The sequence below is a fragment of the Aureimonas phyllosphaerae genome (assembly GCF_047943035.1).
GTDB lineage: Bacteria > Pseudomonadota > Alphaproteobacteria > Rhizobiales > Rhizobiaceae > Aureimonas > Aureimonas phyllosphaerae.
This window is the reverse complement of the sequence record NZ_CP181348.1, coordinates 4,373,025-4,392,199: the sequence shown is the minus strand read 5'-3', so window position 1 is coordinate 4,392,199 and position 19,175 is coordinate 4,373,025. Positions and strand designations below refer to the sequence as shown.

At 68.6% G+C, this 19,175-nt stretch carries 18 protein-coding genes; 11 read left to right on the top strand and 7 right to left on the bottom strand.

Going from position 1 to position 19,175, the window contains the following annotated elements; genetic code table 11:
- Nucleotides 1-33: 33 nt before the first annotated feature.
- Together ACLNGM_RS21090 and ACLNGM_RS21085 are read right to left on the bottom strand one after the other, a co-directional pair.
- The gene (locus ACLNGM_RS21090) at nt 34-1,257 is read right to left on the bottom strand and encodes a PLP-dependent aminotransferase family protein (protein WP_416356451.1); all 1,224 of its coding nucleotides are present in this window, start codon (nt 1,255-1,257) and stop codon (nt 34-36) included.
- Nucleotides 1,258-1,335: 78 nt separating this feature from the next.
- Nucleotides 1,336-3,066: an ABC transporter transmembrane domain-containing protein gene (locus ACLNGM_RS21085; RefSeq protein WP_416358513.1), complete on the bottom strand. Its 1,731-nt coding sequence runs from the start codon at nt 3,064-3,066 to the stop codon at nt 1,336-1,338.
- 274 nt (nt 3,067-3,340) lie between these two features.
- On the opposite strand from ACLNGM_RS21085, the gene rpmE reads away from it, so the two are divergent.
- Entirely contained in the window at nt 3,341-3,562 is a 222-nt protein-coding gene (gene rpmE / locus ACLNGM_RS21080; RefSeq protein WP_055892581.1) for a 50S ribosomal protein L31, read from the top strand.
- 130 nt (nt 3,563-3,692) lie between these two features.
- Here rpmE and ACLNGM_RS21075 read toward each other — a convergent pair whose 3' ends face one another.
- The gene (locus ACLNGM_RS21075) at nt 3,693-4,214 is read right to left on the bottom strand and encodes a DUF1465 family protein (protein WP_090961754.1); all 522 of its coding nucleotides are present in this window, start codon (nt 4,212-4,214) and stop codon (nt 3,693-3,695) included.
- A gap of 353 nt (nt 4,215-4,567) precedes the next feature.
- Between ACLNGM_RS21075 and ACLNGM_RS21070 the strand changes: the two genes are divergently transcribed.
- Together ACLNGM_RS21070 and ACLNGM_RS21065 are read left to right on the top strand one after the other, a co-directional pair.
- Nucleotides 4,568-5,569, top strand: a complete 1,002-nt coding sequence (locus ACLNGM_RS21070; protein ID WP_416356450.1) for an NAD(P)H-quinone oxidoreductase — start codon at nt 4,568-4,570, stop codon at nt 5,567-5,569.
- Nucleotides 5,570-5,714: 145 nt separating this feature from the next.
- The gene (locus ACLNGM_RS21065; RefSeq protein WP_090961751.1) at nt 5,715-6,416 is read left to right on the top strand and encodes a DUF1013 domain-containing protein; all 702 of its coding nucleotides are present in this window, start codon (nt 5,715-5,717) and stop codon (nt 6,414-6,416) included.
- 58 nt (nt 6,417-6,474) lie between these two features.
- Here the strand turns inward: ACLNGM_RS21065 and ACLNGM_RS21060 are convergent, their stop codons facing one another.
- Nucleotides 6,475-7,290 (bottom strand): SDR family oxidoreductase, encoded by an 816-nt coding sequence (locus tag ACLNGM_RS21060; protein WP_416356449.1) that lies wholly within the window; start codon nt 7,288-7,290, stop codon nt 6,475-6,477.
- Complete coding sequence (locus ACLNGM_RS21055; protein ID WP_416356448.1) at nt 7,277-9,145, bottom strand: glycoside hydrolase family 15 protein; 1,869 nt, start codon at nt 9,143-9,145, stop codon at nt 7,277-7,279. The genes ACLNGM_RS21060 and ACLNGM_RS21055 overlap by 14 nt, the downstream gene beginning before the upstream one ends.
- Before the next feature lie 206 nt (nt 9,146-9,351).
- Here ACLNGM_RS21055 and ACLNGM_RS21050 point away from each other — a divergent pair, with 206 nt between their 5' ends.
- The 8 genes from ACLNGM_RS21050 to phoB all read left to right on the top strand — a co-directional run bounded on the left by ACLNGM_RS21050 (nt 9,352) and on the right by phoB (nt 18,085).
- Nucleotides 9,352-10,335 (top strand): hypothetical protein, encoded by a 984-nt coding sequence (locus ACLNGM_RS21050; RefSeq protein WP_416356447.1) that lies wholly within the window; start codon nt 9,352-9,354, stop codon nt 10,333-10,335.
- A gap of 29 nt (nt 10,336-10,364) precedes the next feature.
- The gene (locus ACLNGM_RS21045) at nt 10,365-11,648 is read left to right on the top strand and encodes an ATP-binding protein (protein ID WP_416356446.1); all 1,284 of its coding nucleotides are present in this window, start codon (nt 10,365-10,367) and stop codon (nt 11,646-11,648) included.
- A 146-nt stretch (nt 11,649-11,794) separates the two neighbouring features.
- A complete protein-coding gene (locus tag ACLNGM_RS21040) occupies nt 11,795-12,838 on the top strand; it encodes a PstS family phosphate ABC transporter substrate-binding protein (protein WP_416358512.1) in 1,044 nt (347 codons plus the stop codon).
- A gap of 103 nt (nt 12,839-12,941) precedes the next feature.
- Complete coding sequence (pstC, locus tag ACLNGM_RS21035) at nt 12,942-14,420, top strand: phosphate ABC transporter permease subunit PstC (RefSeq protein ID WP_416356445.1); 1,479 nt, start codon at nt 12,942-12,944, stop codon at nt 14,418-14,420.
- Nucleotides 14,420-15,748 carry a phosphate ABC transporter permease PstA gene (gene pstA, locus ACLNGM_RS21030; protein WP_416356444.1) on the top strand — a complete coding sequence of 443 codons (1,329 nt, stop codon included), beginning with the start codon at nt 14,420-14,422 and terminating at the stop codon, nt 15,746-15,748. Before pstC ends, pstA begins: the two co-directional genes overlap by 1 nt.
- Nucleotides 15,749-15,762: 14 nt before the next feature.
- Complete coding sequence (pstB, locus tag ACLNGM_RS21025; RefSeq protein ID WP_416358511.1) at nt 15,763-16,572, top strand: phosphate ABC transporter ATP-binding protein PstB; 810 nt, start codon at nt 15,763-15,765, stop codon at nt 16,570-16,572.
- Between the two features lie 53 nt (nt 16,573-16,625).
- Nucleotides 16,626-17,348, top strand: coding sequence for a phosphate signaling complex protein PhoU (gene phoU, locus ACLNGM_RS21020; RefSeq protein ID WP_090961730.1), 723 nt, complete (start codon nt 16,626-16,628; stop codon nt 17,346-17,348).
- 2 nt (nt 17,349-17,350) lie between these two features.
- The gene (gene phoB, locus ACLNGM_RS21015) at nt 17,351-18,085 is read left to right on the top strand and encodes a phosphate regulon transcriptional regulator PhoB (protein ID WP_416356443.1); all 735 of its coding nucleotides are present in this window, start codon (nt 17,351-17,353) and stop codon (nt 18,083-18,085) included.
- Nucleotides 18,086-18,142: 57 nt separating this feature from the next.
- On the opposite strand, the gene ACLNGM_RS21010 is transcribed toward phoB, so the two are convergent.
- Nucleotides 18,143-18,391 carry a DUF3297 family protein gene (locus ACLNGM_RS21010; RefSeq protein ID WP_090961724.1) on the bottom strand — a complete coding sequence of 83 codons (249 nt, stop codon included), beginning with the start codon at nt 18,389-18,391 and terminating at the stop codon, nt 18,143-18,145.
- 123 nt (nt 18,392-18,514) lie between these two features.
- Nucleotides 18,515-19,114, bottom strand: a complete 600-nt coding sequence (locus ACLNGM_RS21005) for a GcrA family cell cycle regulator (protein ID WP_416356442.1) — start codon at nt 19,112-19,114, stop codon at nt 18,515-18,517.
- Between the last annotated feature and the right edge of the window lie 61 nt (nt 19,115-19,175).

Genomic DNA, 19,175 nt, shown 5'->3' with positions numbered 1-19,175 from the left:
CGGACTGGGGCGTCGTCGGGGCCTGGCGCGGCCTCAGCGACGCGCCAGCTCGTCGCGGATCAGGCGGCCGAGGCGGGGGATGCCTTCCGTCACCGCGCGCTCGTCCGCCAGCGTGAATGACAGGCGGAGCGTGTTGCGGCCGGAGCCGTCGGCGAAGAAGGCGCTGCCCGGCACGAAGGCGACGCGCTCCTCCGCCACTGCGCGCGCCAGAAGCGCCGTCGTGTCGATGCCGTCCGGCAGCGTCACCCAGATGAACATGCCGCCCTCCGGCCGGCTCCACTCGACGCCGACGGGCATCGCCGCCTCAAGCGCGGCGAGAATGGCGTTCCGCCGCTCGCCGTAGATGCGGCGGACCGTCTCGACCTGCGCGGCGTAGCTTGTCTCGGCGACGTGCAGGATCGCCATCTGGTTGATCGAGGGGCTGTGGAGGTCGGCCGCCTGCTTCATCAGGACGAGCTTTTCCACGATGCGGCGCGGCGCGCAGATCCAGCCCATCCGAAGGCCGGGCGCGAGGATCTTGGAGAAGGAGCCGCAATAGATGGTGCGCGCGGCGTCGAGACCGCCGGAGCGGGCGCAGTCGAGCGCGATGATCGGCGGCACGGGCTCGCCGTCGTAGCGCAGCGCCTGATAGGCGGCGTCCTCGATCACGGCGCAATCGAGCTCGGCGGCGAGGTCGAGCACCCCCTCGCGCTGCGCACGGGTCAGCGTCTCGCCGGTCGGGTTGGCGAAGTCGGGCACGAGATAGGCGAACTTGACGCGGCCGCCAGCCGCGGCGGCGGCCTCTGCGTACTCGGCCGGCGTCGTGTTGCCGCCATTCGGCTGGAGGCGCGCATAGGTGGGCTCGTAGGCGTTGAACGCCTGCAGCGCGCCGAGATAGGTCGGCCAGGTCACCAGCGCCGTATCGGCGGGCGACAGCATCAGCTTGCCGAGATAGTCGAGCCCCTGCTGCGAGCCGGAGGTGATGAAGATGTTGCCCTCGTCGCACGGCACGCCGAGATCGGTCATGTGAGCGGCCAGCCAGCGGCGCAGCGGCAGATAGCCTTCGCTCACCTGATACTGCAGTGCCGCGTTGGCCGCGGCGCCGCCGAGAACCTCGGCGTAGGCCCGGCGGAACGCATCGTGGGGGAACAGCGACGGGTCGGGAATGCCGCCAGCGAAGGAGATGATGTCCGGCTGGTCGAGGAGCTTCAGCAACTCCCGGATTTCGGACGCCTTCATGCGGCTGGAGCGGGTGGCGAAGAGATCGGTCAGGGTCATGTCTGTCCTCCTGACCCTGCTTCACACCCGGCGAGAAAATATGTCAATAATGCTGACCTATTTTTCTCGGACGGGACCTTATTCGGCGGCCCCTCGCAGCGCGGCTTCCGCCGCGCCGAACTGGAGGCGCGCGAGGCGGGCATAGGCGCCGCCCGCCTGGATCAGGCTGGCATGCGTTCCCTCCTCGACGATCCGCCCGGCATCCACCACGAGGATGCGGTCGGCCTTCAGGATGGTCGCGAGGCGATGGGCGATCACGAGGGTCGTGCGGCCCTGCATCAGCCGGTCCAGCGCCTTCTGGACGAGGCCTTCGCTTTCGGCATCGAGCGCGGAGGTCGCCTCGTCGAGGAGGAGGATCGGCGCATCGCGCAGAATCGCGCGGGCGATCGCCACGCGCTGGCGCTGGCCGCCCGACAGGGTGATGCCGCGCTCGCCGACCGCCGTGTCGAAGCCGTCCGGCAGGTGGCGCACGAAGGGCGTCACGAGCGCGGCGTCGGCCGCCGCCTCAATCTCGGCGCGGCTCGCCTCCGGCCGGCCGAAGGCGATGTTGGAGGCGAGCGTTCCCGCAAACACCGTCACGTCCTGCGGCACCAGCGCCATGCGGCGACGGAGCGCTTCGAGCCCGACAAGGCGGATGTCGATCCCGTCGACCGTGATGCGGCCGGCGGTCGGATCGTAGAAGCGCTCGAGCAGGGAGAAGATCGTCGACTTGCCAGCACCCGAGGCGCCCACCAGCGCCACGGTCTCGCCGGGCCGCACATCGAAGGACAGGCCGCGCAGCGTCTCGCGGCCGGGGCTGGTCGGATAGTGGAAGGCGACGTCCTCGAAGCGCACAGCGCCGAGCGCGCGCGCGGGGAGGGGGAGGGGCGCCGTGGGATCGGCGATCTCCGGCCGGTCCTCCAGAAGCTCTGACAGGCGCTCGGTGGCGCCTGCCGCCGCCGTCAGCTCGCCCCAAACCTCCGACAGCTGGCCGAGGCTGGACGCGGCAAAGACGGCGTAGAGCAGGAACTGCCCGAGCGTGCCCGGCGTCATCGTGCCGCCGATCACCTGTTGCGCGCCCACCCAGAGCACGGCGACGATCGAGGCGGTGACGAGGAAGATCGCAAAGGCCGTCAGCGCGGCGCGCGCCGAGACCGAGCGGCGGGCCGCCTCGAAGGCGTCGTCGACGGCCGCATCGAACCGGCCGCGCGCCTCGCCCTCGGCAGTAAAGGCCTGCACGGCGCGCACGGAGCCGATCGCTTCGCCGGCATAGGCGCTGGCGCCGGCAAGAACGTCCTGCGCGGCGCGCGAGCGGGCCCGCACCTGACGGCCGAAGGCGACGAGCGGCAGGACGATGAGCGGAATGGCGCCGAGCACGATGGCCGACAGGCCGGGGCTCGTCACCACCATCATGGCGGCGGCGCCGATGAAGAGGATCGAGTTGCGCAGCGCGAGCGAGGCGGTGGCGCCGACCGCGGACTTGATCTGCGTCGTGTCGGCGGTGAGGCGCGAGACGATCTCGCCCGACAGGTTCTTGTCGTAGAAGGCAGGCGACAGCGTCAGGACATGGGCGAACACGTCCTTGCGGAGCGCCGCGACCACCCGCTCGCCGATCGTGATGACGAAGTAGTAGCGCCCGGCGCTCGCCAGCGCGAGGACGAGCGCCAGAACGCCGAGCATGCCGAAATAGGTATTTACGAAGCCGGCGTCGGCGGAGGCGAAGCCGTGGTCCACCACGCGGCGCACGGCCAATGGCAGGGACAGGGTGGTGACCGAGGCGAGCGCCAGGAAGAAGAGCGCGGCGGCCACATGGCCCTGGTGCTCCATCATGTAGGGCCACAGGCGCGCCAGCGGCTTCAGCGTGCGGCGGGACGCCCCGCTGCCGGCTTTCTCGGCGGTTCCGTTTCGCAAATCGGCTGTCCCTTGCGACCGCCTGCGCGGCCCTTGTGCGCTATCGGGCCCTGATGTATAGGCTCGCCCTTGAATTTGAAAGCGATCGCGCTCCTCATTCCGGTCCTTGGTCGAAATGTCCACCCGGCACCCCGCCGGCGGCAATCACTTGGGACCTCAGTGGGTGCGAGCGCGTGAAGCTGGGAACAAAGAGATGAAGCAGAACATCCACCCCGACTACCACACGATCACGGTCGTGATGACCAACGGCACCGAGTACCAGACCCGCTCGACCTGGGGCGCCGAGGGCGACAAGCTCAACCTCGACATCGACCCGATGAGCCACCCGGCCTGGACCGGCGGCAACCAGCAGATGCTGGACCGCGGCGGCCGCGTGTCGCGCTTCAAGAAGCGCTACGAGGGCCTCGGCATCTGATTGCCGACCTGTCTGCGAGTTCTCGAAAGACCCGGCTCCGGCCGGGTTTTTTGTTGCCCGCAGCGCAAACGAAAAGGGCGCGCCGGACCGTGATCCGACGCGCCCTCGCGTATCTCGCGGGGAAAGGGGCTCAGACGGCGAAGGCCGTCCGCAGGAGGTGCATCTGCTCGCCCACGGGGTTGCTCGAGGCCTCGGGCTGCGGCTCGCCGTAAATCTCTCGGTCGAGGATCGCGACGCGGCGCTCCAGCATCACCGCGCGCTCGACGAGGTCGCGGAACGCTTCGGGCAGTTCGTCGTAGAAGGGCGAGTCGGCGCCGCCGCCGATCCCGTCGAGCCGCACCTTGACCTTCTCGGCCTCGACCTGCGCACGCGACATGTCCCCCTGGTTGGCGGCGCGCTGCAGGAGAAGCCACGACGCCACCTGCATCAGCCGTGTCGTAAGGCGCATGGATTCGGCGGCATAGAGCGTCGAGGCGCCGCGCGAGATCGTGCGCGCGTCGCGCCGTCCGTCGCCGTCGAGATAGGCCGCGGTCTCGTCGACCAGCGTCATGCCCTCGTCGAAGATCGGCTGGAAGTTGGAGGAGAACGCAAGCCGCTCCGCCAGCTTGATCGTCCGGGCTGAATCGCTGTGATCGAGAACTGAATGTGTCATGCGCGGGAAAACCGATCTGGAAGCGAATCGTTGCAGGCGACGCTTCGTCCGAACGCGCGTCGCTGCCCTGTTACCGCTAGAATCCACTGCCCGGCTCCCTTCCGCAAGCCGCGCTGCCTCAGGATAGTTAACGGCCGGAAAGCATGTGGAAAGTCCACGATGCGGACAAAAAGAGAGCCGCACGGGGCGGCTCTTGAAGTTCAACAGGGAGATTCGACAACCGGCAAGGTCGCCATCCAAAGCAATCTGGACTGCCCCGACTATGCGCCGGAATGGTGAACGAGGGGTTAACCGGGGACAGACATTTGCCAACGCCGCGTTAAGTGTCGTGCCCGTTGAAGGAGACACGCCCGATGACGACCCAAACCGACATGACGATCGTTGCCCTCGACGGCCACGGCGGTCCCGAGGTCCTGAAACCCCGCCGTGCCTCAGTGCCGCAACCCGGCGCAGGCGAGGTGCTGATCGCGGTTCGGGCGGCCGGGGTCAATCGGCCGGACGTTCTCCAGCGGATGGGCGCCTACCCGCCGCCGCCCGGCGCGCCGGACTGGCCGGGCCTCGAGGTCGCCGGCACGGTGGCGGCGGTCGGGCCGGGCGTGTCGCGCTGGCGCGAGGGCGACCGGGTGATGGCGCTCCTGTCCGGCGGCGGCTACGCCGAGTTCGCCCTGGCGGACGAGGGGGCCGTGCTGTCGATTCCGGGCGGCATCGGCTTCGTCGAGGCGGCGGCGATCCCCGAGACCTTCCTCACGGTCTGGCACAACGTCTTCCAGCGCGGCGCGCTGAAGGCCGGCGAGACGTTCCTCGTCCACGGCGGCACGTCGGGCATCGGCACGGTGGCGATCCAGCTCGCCCACGCCTTCGGCGCCCACGTCGCGACGACGGTCGGCAGCGACGATAAGGCCGAGGCCGCGCGTCGCCTCGGGGCCGACCGCGCGGTAAACTATCGGCAGGAGGATTTCGCGACCGCCTTGAAGGACTGGCAGGACGGGCGCGGCATCGACCTCACGCTCGACATGATCGGCGGCGACTACCTGCCCCGCAACATCGAGGTGGCGGCGGTCAACGGCCGCATCGTCCAGATCGCCCATCTGAACGGGCGCAAGGGCGAGGTCGATCTCTTCGCCATCATGCGCAAGCGCCTGACCTTGACCGGCTCGACGCTGCGCGCGCGCGACAAGGCGTTCAAGGCGGCGCTCGCCGCCGAGCTCGAGGCGAAGGTCTGGCCGCTCCTGTCGGAGGGGCGCGTGAAGCCGCTGATCGACACGACCTATCCGCTGGAGAAGGCGTCGGAAGCGCATGCCCATATGGACGTCGACCATATCGGCAAGATCGTCCTCGTCGCGTCGCCCGAGTAGGGCGGACAACGACCGCTGGCCCTGGTACCGCGCATCGTTCCTTGCGAAGCGCGCGGCGCATGCCTATAGTCAGCGTCGATTTCCGGAATTCGTGGCGTGACCACAGCCTGCCTGACCGGGGCCGGCCTACAGGAGACCTATATCCATGGCTCAGCAGCTTCTGATGCCCAAGGCCACGGCCGTCTGGCTCGTCGACAACACGTCCCTGTCCTTCGACCAGATCGCCGAGTTCTGCACCCTGCACCCCCTGGAGGTGAAGGCGATCGCGGACGGCGAAGCGGCGCAGGGCATCAAGGGCATGGATCCGATCATCACGGGCCAGCTCACGCGCGACGAGATCGTCAGGGCGGAGAAGGACGAGAAGTACCGCCTGAAGCTCGCGCCGCCGAAGGTGCGCGTGCCGGAAGCCAAGCGCAAGGGGCCGCGCTACACGCCGGTTTCCAAGCGCCAGGATCGCCCGAACGCCATCCTCTGGCTGGTGCGCAACCATCCCGAGCTGAAGGACCCGGCGATCTCGCGGCTCGTCGGCACCACCAAGCACACGATCGAGCAGATCCGCGAGCGCACCCACTGGAACTCGGCCAACCTCCAGCCGATGGACCCGGTGACGCTCGGCCTCTGCTCGCAGATCGATCTCGACCTCGAGGTCGAGAAGGCCTCGCGCGGCATGCCGCGTCCGGAGGAGGTGGCCGAGGAGGAGCGCCTGCTGTCGGCCGCGCAGACCCAGAACTACCGCTCCGGCGCGCGCGAGGACGGCGAGCTCGATGCTGCCGCGGTGTTCGCCAAGCTCACCTCGATGCGCCGCACCGAGCCGGAGGAGAACGAGGAAGAGGACGAACTGCGCTGAACGCAGGTCCCCTCGTTCGAGCGATGTGAAGGGCGGCCCTGAGCCGCCCTTTTTCGTGTCAGCCGTTGCCCTTGAAGCCGGGATAGAGCGCCATGCCGCCGTCGACGAACAGCGTCTGCCCGGTGATGTAGTCCGCGGCATCGGAGGCGAGAAACGCGACGACGCGTCCGACATCCTCGGGATCGCCGACCCGCCCGTAGGGGATGAGCTTCAGCATCGCGTCCATGCCTCCCGCCTTCTCGCGCTCCGACTGGTTGATCGCGGTGGCGATGGCGCCGGGCGCGACCGCGTTGACGCGGATGCCCTCGGAGGCGACCTCCTGGGCGACCGATTCCATCAGGAGCTTCAGCCCGCCCTTGGACGCCGCGTAGTTGACGTGGAACGCCCAGGGAATGCGCTGATGCACGGAGGAATCGAAGATCAGCTTGCCGAGCGCGCGGCTGACCTCCGGGCGGCGTCCCTTGGCGCGAAACCGGCGCACGGCCTCGCGCGCCATCAGGAAGCCGCCGGTAAGGTTGGTGCCGATCACCGCGTTCCAGTCGTCGAGCGTCATGTCGGTGAGGGCGGCGTCCTTCTGGCGCCCGGCGTTGGACACGGCGATGTCGACCGGTCCGAACTGCCGTTCCGCCTCGTCGAAGAGGCGCGCGACGTCGCCCTCCGTGCCGACATCCCCCTGCACCGGGATCGCGCGTCGCCCGAGCGCCTCGATCAGGGCGACCGTCTCCTCGGCGCCCTCGCGCGAGCCGTGGTAGTTCACCGCGACGTCGGCGCCCGCGCGCGCCAGTTCGACCGCGCAGGCCTGGCCGATGCCGGCCGAAGCGCCCGTGACGACGGCCACCTGGCCGGCGAGCGAAAGAAGGTCAGAAGATGCCATCGGGGTCCTCGATCATCTGGAAGCCGGCATGGTGGGGGTCCGATCTGTCGGCCGTCAGCGCCCGGTTCAACCAGATGGCGGCCGAAATCAGCGACAGGTGGGTGAGCGCCTGCGGGAAGTTGCCGAGATGCTGCCCGTCGGTGGACAGTTCCTCGGCGTAGAGGCCGAGATGGTTGGCGTAGGAATGCAGCTTCTCGAACAGGAGCCGCGCCTCCGCGACGTAGCCGGTGCGTGCCAGCGCCTCGACGTACCAGAACGAGCAGATCGAGAAGAAGCCTTCCTCGCCCTCCAGCCCGTCGTCGTTCTCCGGGCCGTTGACGTAGCGCTTCACGAGGCAGTCGTGGACGAGGTTCTCGCGCACCGCCTTCAAGGTCGACACCCACATCGGATCGCGCGGGTTGATGAAGCGCACGAGCGGCATCAGGAGCACGACGGCGTCCAAAGTGTCGCCGCCCCGGAACTGCGTGAACGCGCCGATCTCTGGGTTCCAGAACTCCTCGACGATGGTCCTCTGGATCGCGTCGCGCTGCTGGCGCCAGGCGACGAGATCGGCCGGCATCGACTCGCGCGTGGCGATGCGGATGGCGCGGTCGATCGCCACCCAGCACATCAGGCGCGACGACAGATATTCCTTGTCCTCGCCGCGGCTTTCCCAGATGCCGCGGTCGGGCAGGCGCCAGTTGACGCAGAGCCAGTCGATCAGGCCCTCGAGCTTCGCCCAGACCGAATAGCTCGGCTTACCCCGCGCGCGCGTCGCGATGTAGACCGCGTCCATGAACTCACCGAAGATGTCCATCTGGCGCTGGTCGAAGGCGCCGTTGCCGACGCGCACCGGCTTCGAGCCGCCGTAGCCGGACAGGTGCGGGAGTTCCGCCTCCGGTATCTCGGCGCGCCCGTCCATGCCGTACATGATCTGCAGGCCCGACCGGTCGCCGTCGCTGACCGTCACCCGCTCCATCAGGAAGTGGATGAAGGCCTCCGCTTCGTCGTAGTAGTTGAGGCGCGACAGGGCATAGAGCGTGAAGGCGGAGTCACGAACCCAGCAGAAGCGGTAGTCCCAGTTGCGCTCGCCGCCGACGACCTCGGGAAGGCCGAAGGTCGCGGCGGCCGCGATCGAGCCGTGCTCCGCCGAGGTGAGAAGCTTCAGCGTCAGCGCCGAGCGCACCACGAGTTCGCGCCAGAAGGTCGGATACTGTCCGCGCGACACCCAGTCGTGCCAGTAGGCCCGCGTCTCACGGAACGAGGCGCGCACGTAGTCCATGTCGGGCGCGTCCCAGCCTTCGTGGCCCGGGCAGAGGATGGCAAAGACGGTCTCGCCTTCTTTCAGCGTGATCTCGCCGACGATCGTGTTGTCCTCGATCCGCAGGGGAAGCGAGGTGTGGAGCCACATGGTCTGGGGCGTCCCGTCGTCGCGCGACCAGGCGATCCGCGCCGTGCCGTCGTCGATCGACATGGCCGGTCGCAGGCTCGCATATTCCGGCCGCGGGTCGAGGCGCAGCGCGAAGGTGACGCGGCCCATGATCGCCTTCGCCCGGCGCACGATGCGCCCCGATCCGTCGAGCGGCATGAAGTCCGAGATCTCGCCGATGCCGTTCGGCCCGAGAAACCGCGTGAGCAGGATGTTGGTGTCGGGCAGGTAGATCTGCTTCTGGCCCATGCCCTCGGCCATCGCCCAGAGCCGGAACTCGCCGCCGTTCTCGGGGTCGAGCAGGCTGGCGAAGAGCGTCGGCGAATCGACGTTGGGATGGCACAGGAAGTCGATGCGCCCGTCGGGCGCCACCAGCGCGAGCGTCTTCAGGTCGCCGATCACGCCATGTTGGCCGATCGGGTTGGGCGTGGCGTTCGAGGGCGGCATGAGGGTCGATTTCGCACGCTGTTGGCTGGTTCGTCGGCAAAAGGTCGGGCGCGCCGGCGGAAAGGAAAGGCCGAAGCGGTCCGGGGCCTTGCGCCGCACCGGAGCGCCCCGCGGCATGCGATTGCTCCATTCCGCCGCATTCGCTATCCAGATGCGATGCCGAGGCACCGTCGCGACGGTGTCGCCTCGATCGGCCGGGAGATGTCATGAGCGCAATGGAAGACAGCCTGCGACGCGCCCTCGCGGGTGGCGACGCGAGCGATCCGGCCTTCCGGGAAAGCATTTATGCCGCCTCCGAGCGCGCGCTGGAGCGGATGCTGGAAACGCGCGGCGGCAGCGAGGAGGAAGCGGGCGCCCAGCGCGCCAAGCTCGCCGAGACGATCGACCGCGTCGAGGCCGACTATGCCGACTGGCCGTCGACGTCGGCCATCGCGGAAGCCGAGGCCGATCCGGGCTTCATCCCGCCCATGCCCCCATCCACGCACGACGAGGCCGCGTTCGGCGATGGACCTCGCGACCCACGGGCCTTCGACCCCGCACGATCCGACGCCGAAGCGGGCGAGGGCGCCTGGACGCCGGGCGGCGATCGGCCGCTGCAGGAACCCGCAAGGCCTGTGCGCTCCGCCCGGTCCGTGCTGGTGGCGGCGGTCGCGTTCGCGGTGGTGCTGGCGCTTCTTGCCTATCTCGTCGGCGGCATGATCCGTGGCTCCGGTCCGGAGACGTCCTCGGCGTCCCCCGAGACGTCGGCCCTGTCATGGATCACCGTGTTCGACGGCGACGACCTCGAAAGCCTGTCGACACCGGAAGGCGGTCGCATCGAGGCGGCGCCCCGCTCGGGCGGGCGCGACGCCGTGCGCGTCTCCGGGCCGACGACCGGCGAGGGCGAGGTCCTGATGGCGATCGGTCCCGGCGTCGTCGGCGAGATCGCGGGCTCGAACGTCCGCATCGAGGTGACGGCCGGTTCGCCCGACGGCTCGCCGCGCGAGTTCTCGGTGCGCTGCCTCTTCGGCGGCACGAGCCTCTGCGAGCGCCAGAGCTTCTCCACGACGATGACCGAGGAAGCCTTCATCTTCGACGTTCCCGTGCCGGCCGATGCCCGCTCGCCGGCCTCGATCGCCATCGAGCCGGGCGTCAACGGCACCACCAACGACGTCGACGTCTTCTCGCTGCGCCTTCGCCGCGTCGGCTGATTCTCCCTTTCAAACGCACAAGGTGACGCGTGGACGAGACGGGACGCTCCGCCAGGGACACCGCGCGGCGCTGGCTGCGATACGCGCCGGCGCTGATCTGGGCGGCCGGCCTCGTGGCGGCGGCCGTCACCACGCCCGCGGTGCGACCGATGGCGATCGTCTTCGTCGTCGCGGGTCTCGTATTCCATCTTCTCCTGCGTAGCGCGAACCGGACGTTGCCGAAGGGCACCCAAGGCGCGCGCACGCGGCGCCAGCCGCACTGGCCGGACGCGAGCGTCAAGAGCGTCGTCGAGGCGGTCCGCGAGCCGGCCCTCGTCGTCGATCGCACGCTGGCGCTGCGCTATGCCAATGCCGGCGCGATACGCGCCTTCGGGCCGCTGGTGCTCGGCGATCCGATCGCCATGCGGTTTCGCGCGCCCGATCTTCTGGCCGCCCTGGAGCGGGCGGTCGAGAACGACGAAGCCGAGCAGGAGGAACTGACCGAGCGCCTGCCAACCGACCGGTCCTGGGGCATCGACATCCTGCCGCTGCGCCTTGCCGGCGAGGCGCGTCCGCCGTTCTTCCTGCTCCTCCTGCGCGACCTCACGCAGGCGCGGCGGCTGGAACGAATGCGCACCGACTTCGTGGCCAACGCCAGCCATGAGCTGCGCACGCCGCTCGCCTCGCTCACCGGCTTCATCGAGACGCTGAAGGGGCCGGCTCGCGACGACGCCGCCGCGCGCGCCCGCTTTCTCGATATCATGCAGGATCAGGCGCGGCGCATGTCGCGGCTGATCGACGACCTCCTGTCCCTGTCGCGCATCGAGACGCGGCGGCGCCTGCGGGCCAACGAGGCGGCCGACATCGCCGATGTCCTGCGCACCGTCGCGCGGCAGCTGGGGCCTCAGGCCACTGAGAGCGGTTTGGCGATCCAGCTCGTCGGGCTCGACGGCGACGGCGTGCTCGTCAATGGCGACCGGGACGAGCTGATCCAGGTCTTCGCCAACCTCATGGAGAACGCCTGCAAGTACGGCAGCGACGGCGGACGCGTCGAGATCGGCCTGCGGCGCGACGGCGAAGGCGTCGAGGCCTATGTCCGGGACTTCGGCAAGGGCATCAAGGCCGAGCACGTGCCGCGCCTCACCGAGCGCTTCTACCGCGTGGAGGAGGGGAGTACCGGGAAGCCGGGCACCGGTCTCGGACTGTCGATCGTGCGGCATGTCCTCACCCGGCACCGCACGCGGCTCGCCATCACCTCGGAGCCCGGAAAGGGCGCGACCTTCTCGGTCCGTTTCGTCCGTTTTCTGGATGCGTTCGATAAACCCGAGCGATAACAGCGGGTTGCACTGTCATAAATTGCATATGCTGTTGTCATATAGGAGTTGCGCGGGGTCGATAGACCAAGCGGCGAACCGGTACCGCAGACTCGACGAAGTCGGGCGGTTCGCTTTTGAAACTCCATGACGGAGACAACCTCGTGTTGAACAAGACGCTTGCCGGCCTCGCGCTCGGCGCTGCCTTCGCCCTTTCCAGCCAGGCCTTCGCGCAGTCCGCCGAGCCCGTGCAGGCCGCCGGCTCCTCGACGGTTCTGCCCTATGCGCAGATCGTCGCCGAGAACTTCGGCGAGGTCTATCCCGACTTCCCGACCCCGGTGGTCGAGTCGGGTGGTACCTCGGGCGGCTTCCGCCAGTTCTGCCAGGGCGTCGGCCCGGCGACCGTCGACATCGCCAACGCCTCGCGCCCGATCTCGGACTCCGAGAAGAAGGCCTGCATGGACGGCGGCGTCAACGACATCCAGGAAGTGCGCTTCGGCTATGACGGCATCGTCTTCGCCTCGGCCGCCCAGGGCCCGGGCTTCGCGCTGACCCCGACCGCGGTCTTCAACGCGCTCGCCGCCAAGATCGTCAAGGACGGCAAGGTCGTCGACAACACGAACGCCGCCTGGAACGAGGCCGACGCGTCGCTGCCGAGCCAGCCGATCGCCGCCTTCATCCCGGCCGAGAACCACGGTACGCGCGAAGTCTTCGACCAGAAGGTCCTCGACGCCGGCTGCAAGGCCTCGGGCGCCCTGGAGGCCTTCAAGGCCGCCGGCATGGACGACAAGGCGGCCGCCGCGCAGTGCCACCAGGTCCGAAACGACGGCAAGGCGACCGACATCGCGGGCGACTACACCGAGACCCTGGCCCGCATCGCCGCCAACCCGCAGGGCATGGGCGTGTTCGGCCTCGCCTTCTACGAGCAGAACCAAGACAAGCTGAAGGTCGCGACCGTCGCCGGCGTGACCCCTTCGGTCGCCACCGTCGCCTCGGGCGAGTACCCCGTGTCGCGCCCGCTCTTCTTCTACGTGAAGAAGGCGCATATCGGCGTCGTTCCGGGCCTGTCCGAGTTCGTCGACTTCTTCCTGTCCGAGCAGATGATCGGCCCGGACGGCCCGCTCGCCCAGTACGGCCTCGTCCCGGCGCCGGACGCCCAGCGCGAGGAAGCCCGCCAGAAGTTCGCGGCCGGCACCACGATCGGCGGCTGACCGGACTTTCGCGACGCGGCCTCATGCGGGCCGCGTCGTTCTTCTCGGCGGCCCGGACTTCCGGGCCGTTTCGTTCGTTCATCCTGTCGGGAGACGCGGGACGGTGTCCATCCTTGCAATCGTTCTGACCGTGCTGGCGCTGGGCGCCGTCGGTTTCGTGTTGGCACGCCGACGAAGCGCCATGCTCGCCGCCGCGTCCACCGACAAGCTGCATTCCCGCTCGATCTATCACGGGGTCTACGCCGCCATGGCGACGACGATCCCGGCGCTCCTCCTGATGGCGATCTGGCTCGCCGTCTCGCCCGTCGTGGTGACGAGCCTCGTCGTCGTGCCGGACGCGACCGCGACCGAGACGAACCTGGCGCCAACGCTCCGCGCGAGCCTCGTGCGCTCGATCGGGGAGGGCATCCGCCTCCTTCCGCCCGAGGAGCGCGAGAACCTCGACCAGATCAACGTCGCGGACCTTCGCCCGATGCTCGCCCGGCGCGGCATTCCGGTGCCGACCGAGGCGACCGACTCGATGATCCGCCAGGCGCTCGAGCGCAATCGGCTGGAAGACACGAGCCGCCTCGCGATGACGGTTCTCGTCCTGGCGGTCGCCGTCGCCGGCCTCGTCTTCGCGCTGCGGCGCGTCGCCGTGCGCCTTCGCGCCCGCAACCAGGTCGAGCGGGTGGTCAAGTCGTTCCTCGTCCTCTGCTCCTCGATCGCGATCCTGACGACGGTCGGCATCGTCTGTTCGATGCTGTTCGAATCGATCGACTTCTTCAGCCGCGTGCCGCCGTCGAGCTTCTTCTTCGGCACCGTCTGGGAGCCGCGCTTCGCGGCCGCCGGGTCGACCGCGACCGGCCAGTTCGGCCTCATCCCGCTTCTTCTCGGCACTCTCTACATCGCCTTCGTCGCGATGCTCTTCGCGGTGCCGGTTGGCCTGTTCGCCGCGATCTACATGGCGGAATACGCCTCGAACCGCGTGCGGTCGGTGGTGAAGCCGCTCCTAGAGGTCCTCGCGGGCATCCCGACCATCGTCTACGGCTTCTTCGCCCTGATCACGGTCGGTCCGTTCCTGCGCGACCTCTCGGCCGACATCAACGGCCTCCTGACGGGCGACTATTCGAGCTTCATCCAGGCCCAGTCGATCCTGACCGCCGGCCTCGTGATGGGCATCATGCTGATCCCCTTCGTGTCGTCGCTGTCGGACGACATCATCACCGCCGTGCCGCGCTCGCTCCGCGACGGCTCGCTGGGCCTCGGCGCGACGCCGTCCGAGACGGTGAAAAAAGTGGTGCTTCCGGCGGCGCTTCCGGGCATCGTCTCGGCGCTCCTCCTCACCGCCTCGCGCGCCATCGGCGAGACCATGATCGTGGTGCTGGCTGCGGGCATCGCCGCCAACATCACCGCCAACCCGTTCGAGGCGATGACGACGGTCACCATCAAGATCGTCTCGCAGCTGACCGGCGATCTCGACTTCACCTCGCCGCAGAGCCTCGTCGCCTTCGCGCTCGGCATTACGCTGTTCGCGATCACCCTCGTCCTCAACGTCATCGCGCTGGCGATCGTGCGCAAGTATCGGGAGCAGTACGACTGATGAGCGACGCGACCTTCCCCACCGGCGGCCGTGCGGTCGCCGACGCCAAGGCGCCGCCGCGCCGCGACATCGGCCTGAAAAAGCGCTACGCCGCCGAGCGTCGCTTCAAGGCCTACGGCATCTCGGCGATCGCGATCGGCATGATCTTCCTCGCGACGCTGCTCTATACGGTGATCAGCCAGGGCTACACGGCCTTCTGGCAGACGCAGATCCGCCTGCCGATCACCTTCTCGGCAAGCGTGATCGACCCGAAGAACACGGGCGGCAAGGACATGCAGGCCCTGCGCCTCGCCAACTATCCCAAGCTCGTTCAGGACGCGCTGGTCCAGCGTCTCGGCATCGACCCGAACAACCGCGCCGACGTCGCGGCCGCGACCCAGCTTGTCTCGCAGGGTGTGCGCACGCAGCTCGGCGGCATGGTAATGGAGGATCTGTCCGTCATCGGCACCACGCAGGACGTCTGGCTCTACGCCAACTCGACCGTGGATTCGGCCGTGAAGGGCCAGTTCGACCTGTCGATCCCCGAGGAGCGCCGTCCGATCAAGGACAAGCAGCTCGAATGGATCCGCACGCTCGAGCAGTCGGGCGATCTCGAGCAGCGCTTCAACACCGGCCTCTTCACCTTCGGCGCCTCGTCGCGGGCCGAGACGGCTGGTGTCGGCGTGGCGATCATCGGCTCGCTCTACATGATGGCGATCGTCTTGGCGCTGGCGCTGCCGATCGGCGTCGCCGCCTCGATCTACCTCGAGGAGTTCGCGCCGAAGAACCGCTTCACAGACTTCATCGAGGTGAACATCAACAACCTCGCGGCCGTGCCTTCGATCGTCTACGGCCTCCTCGGCCTTGCGATCTTCGTCAACTACATGGGCCTGCCGCGATCGGCCTCGCTGGTCGGCGGCCTGGTGCTGACCCTGATGACGCTGCCGACGATCATCATCGCGACACGCGCGGCGCTCAAGGCGGTGCCGCCCTCGATCCGCGCCGCGGCGCTCGGCCTCGGCGCCTCGAAGATGCAGATGGTGTTCCACCATGTCTTGCCGCTCGCGATGCCCGGCATTCTCACCGGCACGATCATCGGCCTTGCCCACGCGCTCGGCGAGACCGCGCCGCTTCTCCTGATCGGCATGGTGGCCTTCGTCGCCAACTATCCGGCGACGCCGATGGACCCGGCCACCGCGCTGCCCGTTCAGATCTACATGTGGGCGAACGAGGCCGAGCGCGCCTTCGTTGAGCGCACCTCCGGCGCGATCATCGTGCTGCTCCTTTTCCTGGCCGTGATGAACATCACGGCGATCATTCTTCGCCGCCGCTTCGAGCGGCGCTGGTAGAGGCGAAACTCATGATGGAACAGCTTCCGATCAAGGCGGCCGCCCCGGCGGCCGCGGGCAAGACCCCCGCCGCCAAGATGCGCGGCAAGGGCGTCTCGGTCTTCTACGGCCCCAAGCAGGCGCTCTTCTCGGTCGATCTCGATGTCTACGATCGGCAGGTGACCGCGCTGATCGGCCCGTCCGGCTGTGGCAAGTCGACCTTCCTGCGCACGCTCAACCGCATGAACGACACGGTCGACGGCGCCCGCGTCGAGGGCCTCGTGGCGCTCGACGGCGAGGACATCTACAATTCGGGCATCGACGTCGTCGAGCTCCGCGCCCGCGTCGGCATGGTGTTCCAGAAGCCGAACCCGTTCCCGAAGTCGATCTTCGAGAACATCTCCTACGGCCCGAAGATCCACGGTCTTGCCAAGTCCAAGACGGACCTCGAGGAAATCGTCGTCACTTCGCTTCGCAAGGCGGGCCTTTTCGAGGAGGTGAAGGACCGGCTCCACGATCCCGGCACGGGCCTGTCGGGCGGCCAGCAGCAGCGCCTGTGCATCGCCCGCGCGATCGCCGTGAGCCCCGAGGTCATCCTCATGGACGAGCCCTGTTCGGCGCTCGACCCGATCGCCACCGCGACCGTCGAGGAGCTGATCGACGAGCTGCGCCAGAACTACACGATCGTGATCGTCACGCACTCGATGCAGCAGGCGGCCCGCGTCTCGCAGCGCACCGCGATGTTCCACCTGGGCAAGATCGTCGAGGTCGGCCCGACCGAGAAGATGTTCCAGAATCCGGACGACAAGCGGACTCAGGACTACATCACCGGCCGCTTCGGCTGACCGGATCGAGGCACAACCGGGCGGCGGCCCCAATCCATGAAGGGAGACGCGTCATGGAACACCATATCGTCACGTCCTACGACGAGGAACTGAAGTTCATTCTGCGCCGCATCTCCGAGATGGGCGGCCAGGCGGAGCGCATGGTGGAGCAGGCCGTCTCGGCGCTGATCCGCTCGGACGCCGGGCTCGCCCAGTCGGTGGTCGCCGACGACGTCCTCCTCGATGCCGCCCAGCGCGAGATCGACGAGCACGCGATCATGACCATCGGCAAGCGCCAGCCGATGGCCCACGACCTGCGCGAGATCGTCGGCGCGATCCGCATCTCGAACGATCTCGAGCGCATCGGCGATCTCGGCAAGAACATCGCCAAGCGTGTCCTCGCCACGCAGGAGCACACCCAGCCGGTGCAGCTCGTGCGCGGCATCGAGCACATGTCCGAACTGGCGCTCGGCCAGCTGAAGGAGGTGCTCGACGCCTATGCGACGCGCGACCATCTGCGCGCCGAGGCGATCCGCCGGGGCGACCAGGAGATCGACGCGCTCTACACCTCGATCTTCCGCGAACTCCTGACCTACATGATGGAGGATCCGCGCAACATCACCGCCTGCACCCATCTGCTTTTCTCGGCCAAGAACATCGAGCGCATCGGCGACCACGCGACCAACATCGCGGAGACGATCTTCTACATCAAGACCGGCAGCCAGATGGAGATCGAGCGTCCCAAGGGCGACTCGACCCCGACCCTGGTCGCGCCGGTCGGCCTGCGGGGCGCCTGACCATGGCGCCGCGCATCACGGTGGTGGAGGACGAGGAGGCGCTCTCGATCCTCCTGCGCTACAACCTGGAATCCGAGGGATATGCCGTCGACACGATCGCGCGCGGCGACGAGGCGGACCTCCGGCTCAAGGAGCAGGTGCCCGACCTCCTCCTCCTCGACTGGATGCTGCCGGGCCTCTCGGGCGTCGAGCTCTGCCGGCGCCTGCGCGCGCGGCCCGAGACCGAACGGCTGCCGATCATCATGCTGACGGCGCGGGGCGAAGAGTCCGAGCGCGTGCGCGGCCTGTCGACCGGTGCCGACGACTATGTCGTGAAGCCCTTCTCGACGCCGGAGCTGATGGCCCGCGTGCGCGCCATGCTTCGCCGGGTGAAGCCGGAGCGGATCTCCTCGCAGCTCGTCGCCGGTGACATCGACCTCGACCGCGAGACGCATCGCGTTCGCCGGGCGGGCCGCGAGCTGAAGCTCGGGCCGACGGAGTTCAAGCTTCTGGAATTCCTGATGCAGTCGCCGGGCCGCGTGTTCTCGCGCGAGCAGCTGCTCGACGGCGTCTGGGGCCGCGACATCTATGTCGACGAGCGCACCGTGGACGTCCATGTCGGACGCCTGCGCAAGGCCGTGAACCGCGGTCGCCAGCGCGATCCGATCCGCACCGTCCGCGGCGCGGGCTATGCGCTGGACGAGACGTTCACGGCCGCCGCGCCGCGCGCGTCGAGCGTTCGCCCGGAAGCCGTCTGACGGCCTGACGAGGCAGTTCGGCGGGCGGCCGGGTTCCGGCCGTCCCGCATCGGATCGTCAGGCGGCGTCGCCCTTCAGGAAGGGCTCCACGGTCCCTTTCAACTTGAGGAGGATCGGCTTGCCCTTGCGGTCGCGCGCCGTGCCGGCCGCGACCTTGATCCAGCCTTCGCTGACGCAATACTCCTCGACATTGGTCTTCTCGGAGCCGTTGAAGCGGATACCGATGCCCTGCGACAGGAGTTCCTCGTTGTGGAACGGGCTGTCGGGATCGATGGCGAGGCGGTCGGGGAGAGTGTCCTGGGTCATGGGCGCCCCCATAGCGCAAGCGCCCGGCCCATGCCAGTCCGCGGCCATGAATGACTCAAGGGTTCCCTGAAAACGAAAAGGCCCCGCGCGATGGCGGGGCCTTTTTCGTGGACGGCGAACCCGTCAGCGGACGCGGCGGCGCTCCGAGACCGGCTGGAAGGCGATGCGCGCGTGATACTGGCAGTAAGGCGAGGCGTCCGGCGCGTTGTTGCCGCAGAAGCGGAACTCGTCCGACAGCGGGTCGCCGAGCGGCCACTTGCAGGTGCGGTCCGACAGCTGGACGAGCGTCAGGTTGCGCGAGATCGGCACCACCTCGCCGGGACCGTGGGGCACCGTGGCGCGGCCGACGATCTCCTCCTGCTCTTCCGGCTCGACCTCGATCTTCAGCGCGGTCGCGCCGAGCGTCGCAGGCCGGACGGGGCGCGGAGCCGCGGCGACGGCCGGCGTGATCACGGCGACCGTCGGGGCCTGCACCGGCAGGACGCGCGGCGCCGGCACCTCGTCCGGCATCGTCTCGACGAGAACCGGCCGGACGGCGCGCGGGGCGACCACCGCCTCGAGCGGCGCAGAGGCCTTGAGGCGGCTGTCGAGCTTCAGGCGATGGACCTTGCCGATCACGGCGTTGCGGGTGACGCCGCCCAGTTGCGCGGCGATCTGGCTGGCGCTCAGGCCATCGCCCCACAGTTGCTTGAGAAGATCGATCCGCTCGTCGGTCCAGCTCATGAACTGACTCCTAATTCTTGACCCATGCGACGCGCCACCGATCCACGCAGCATGACAGAGG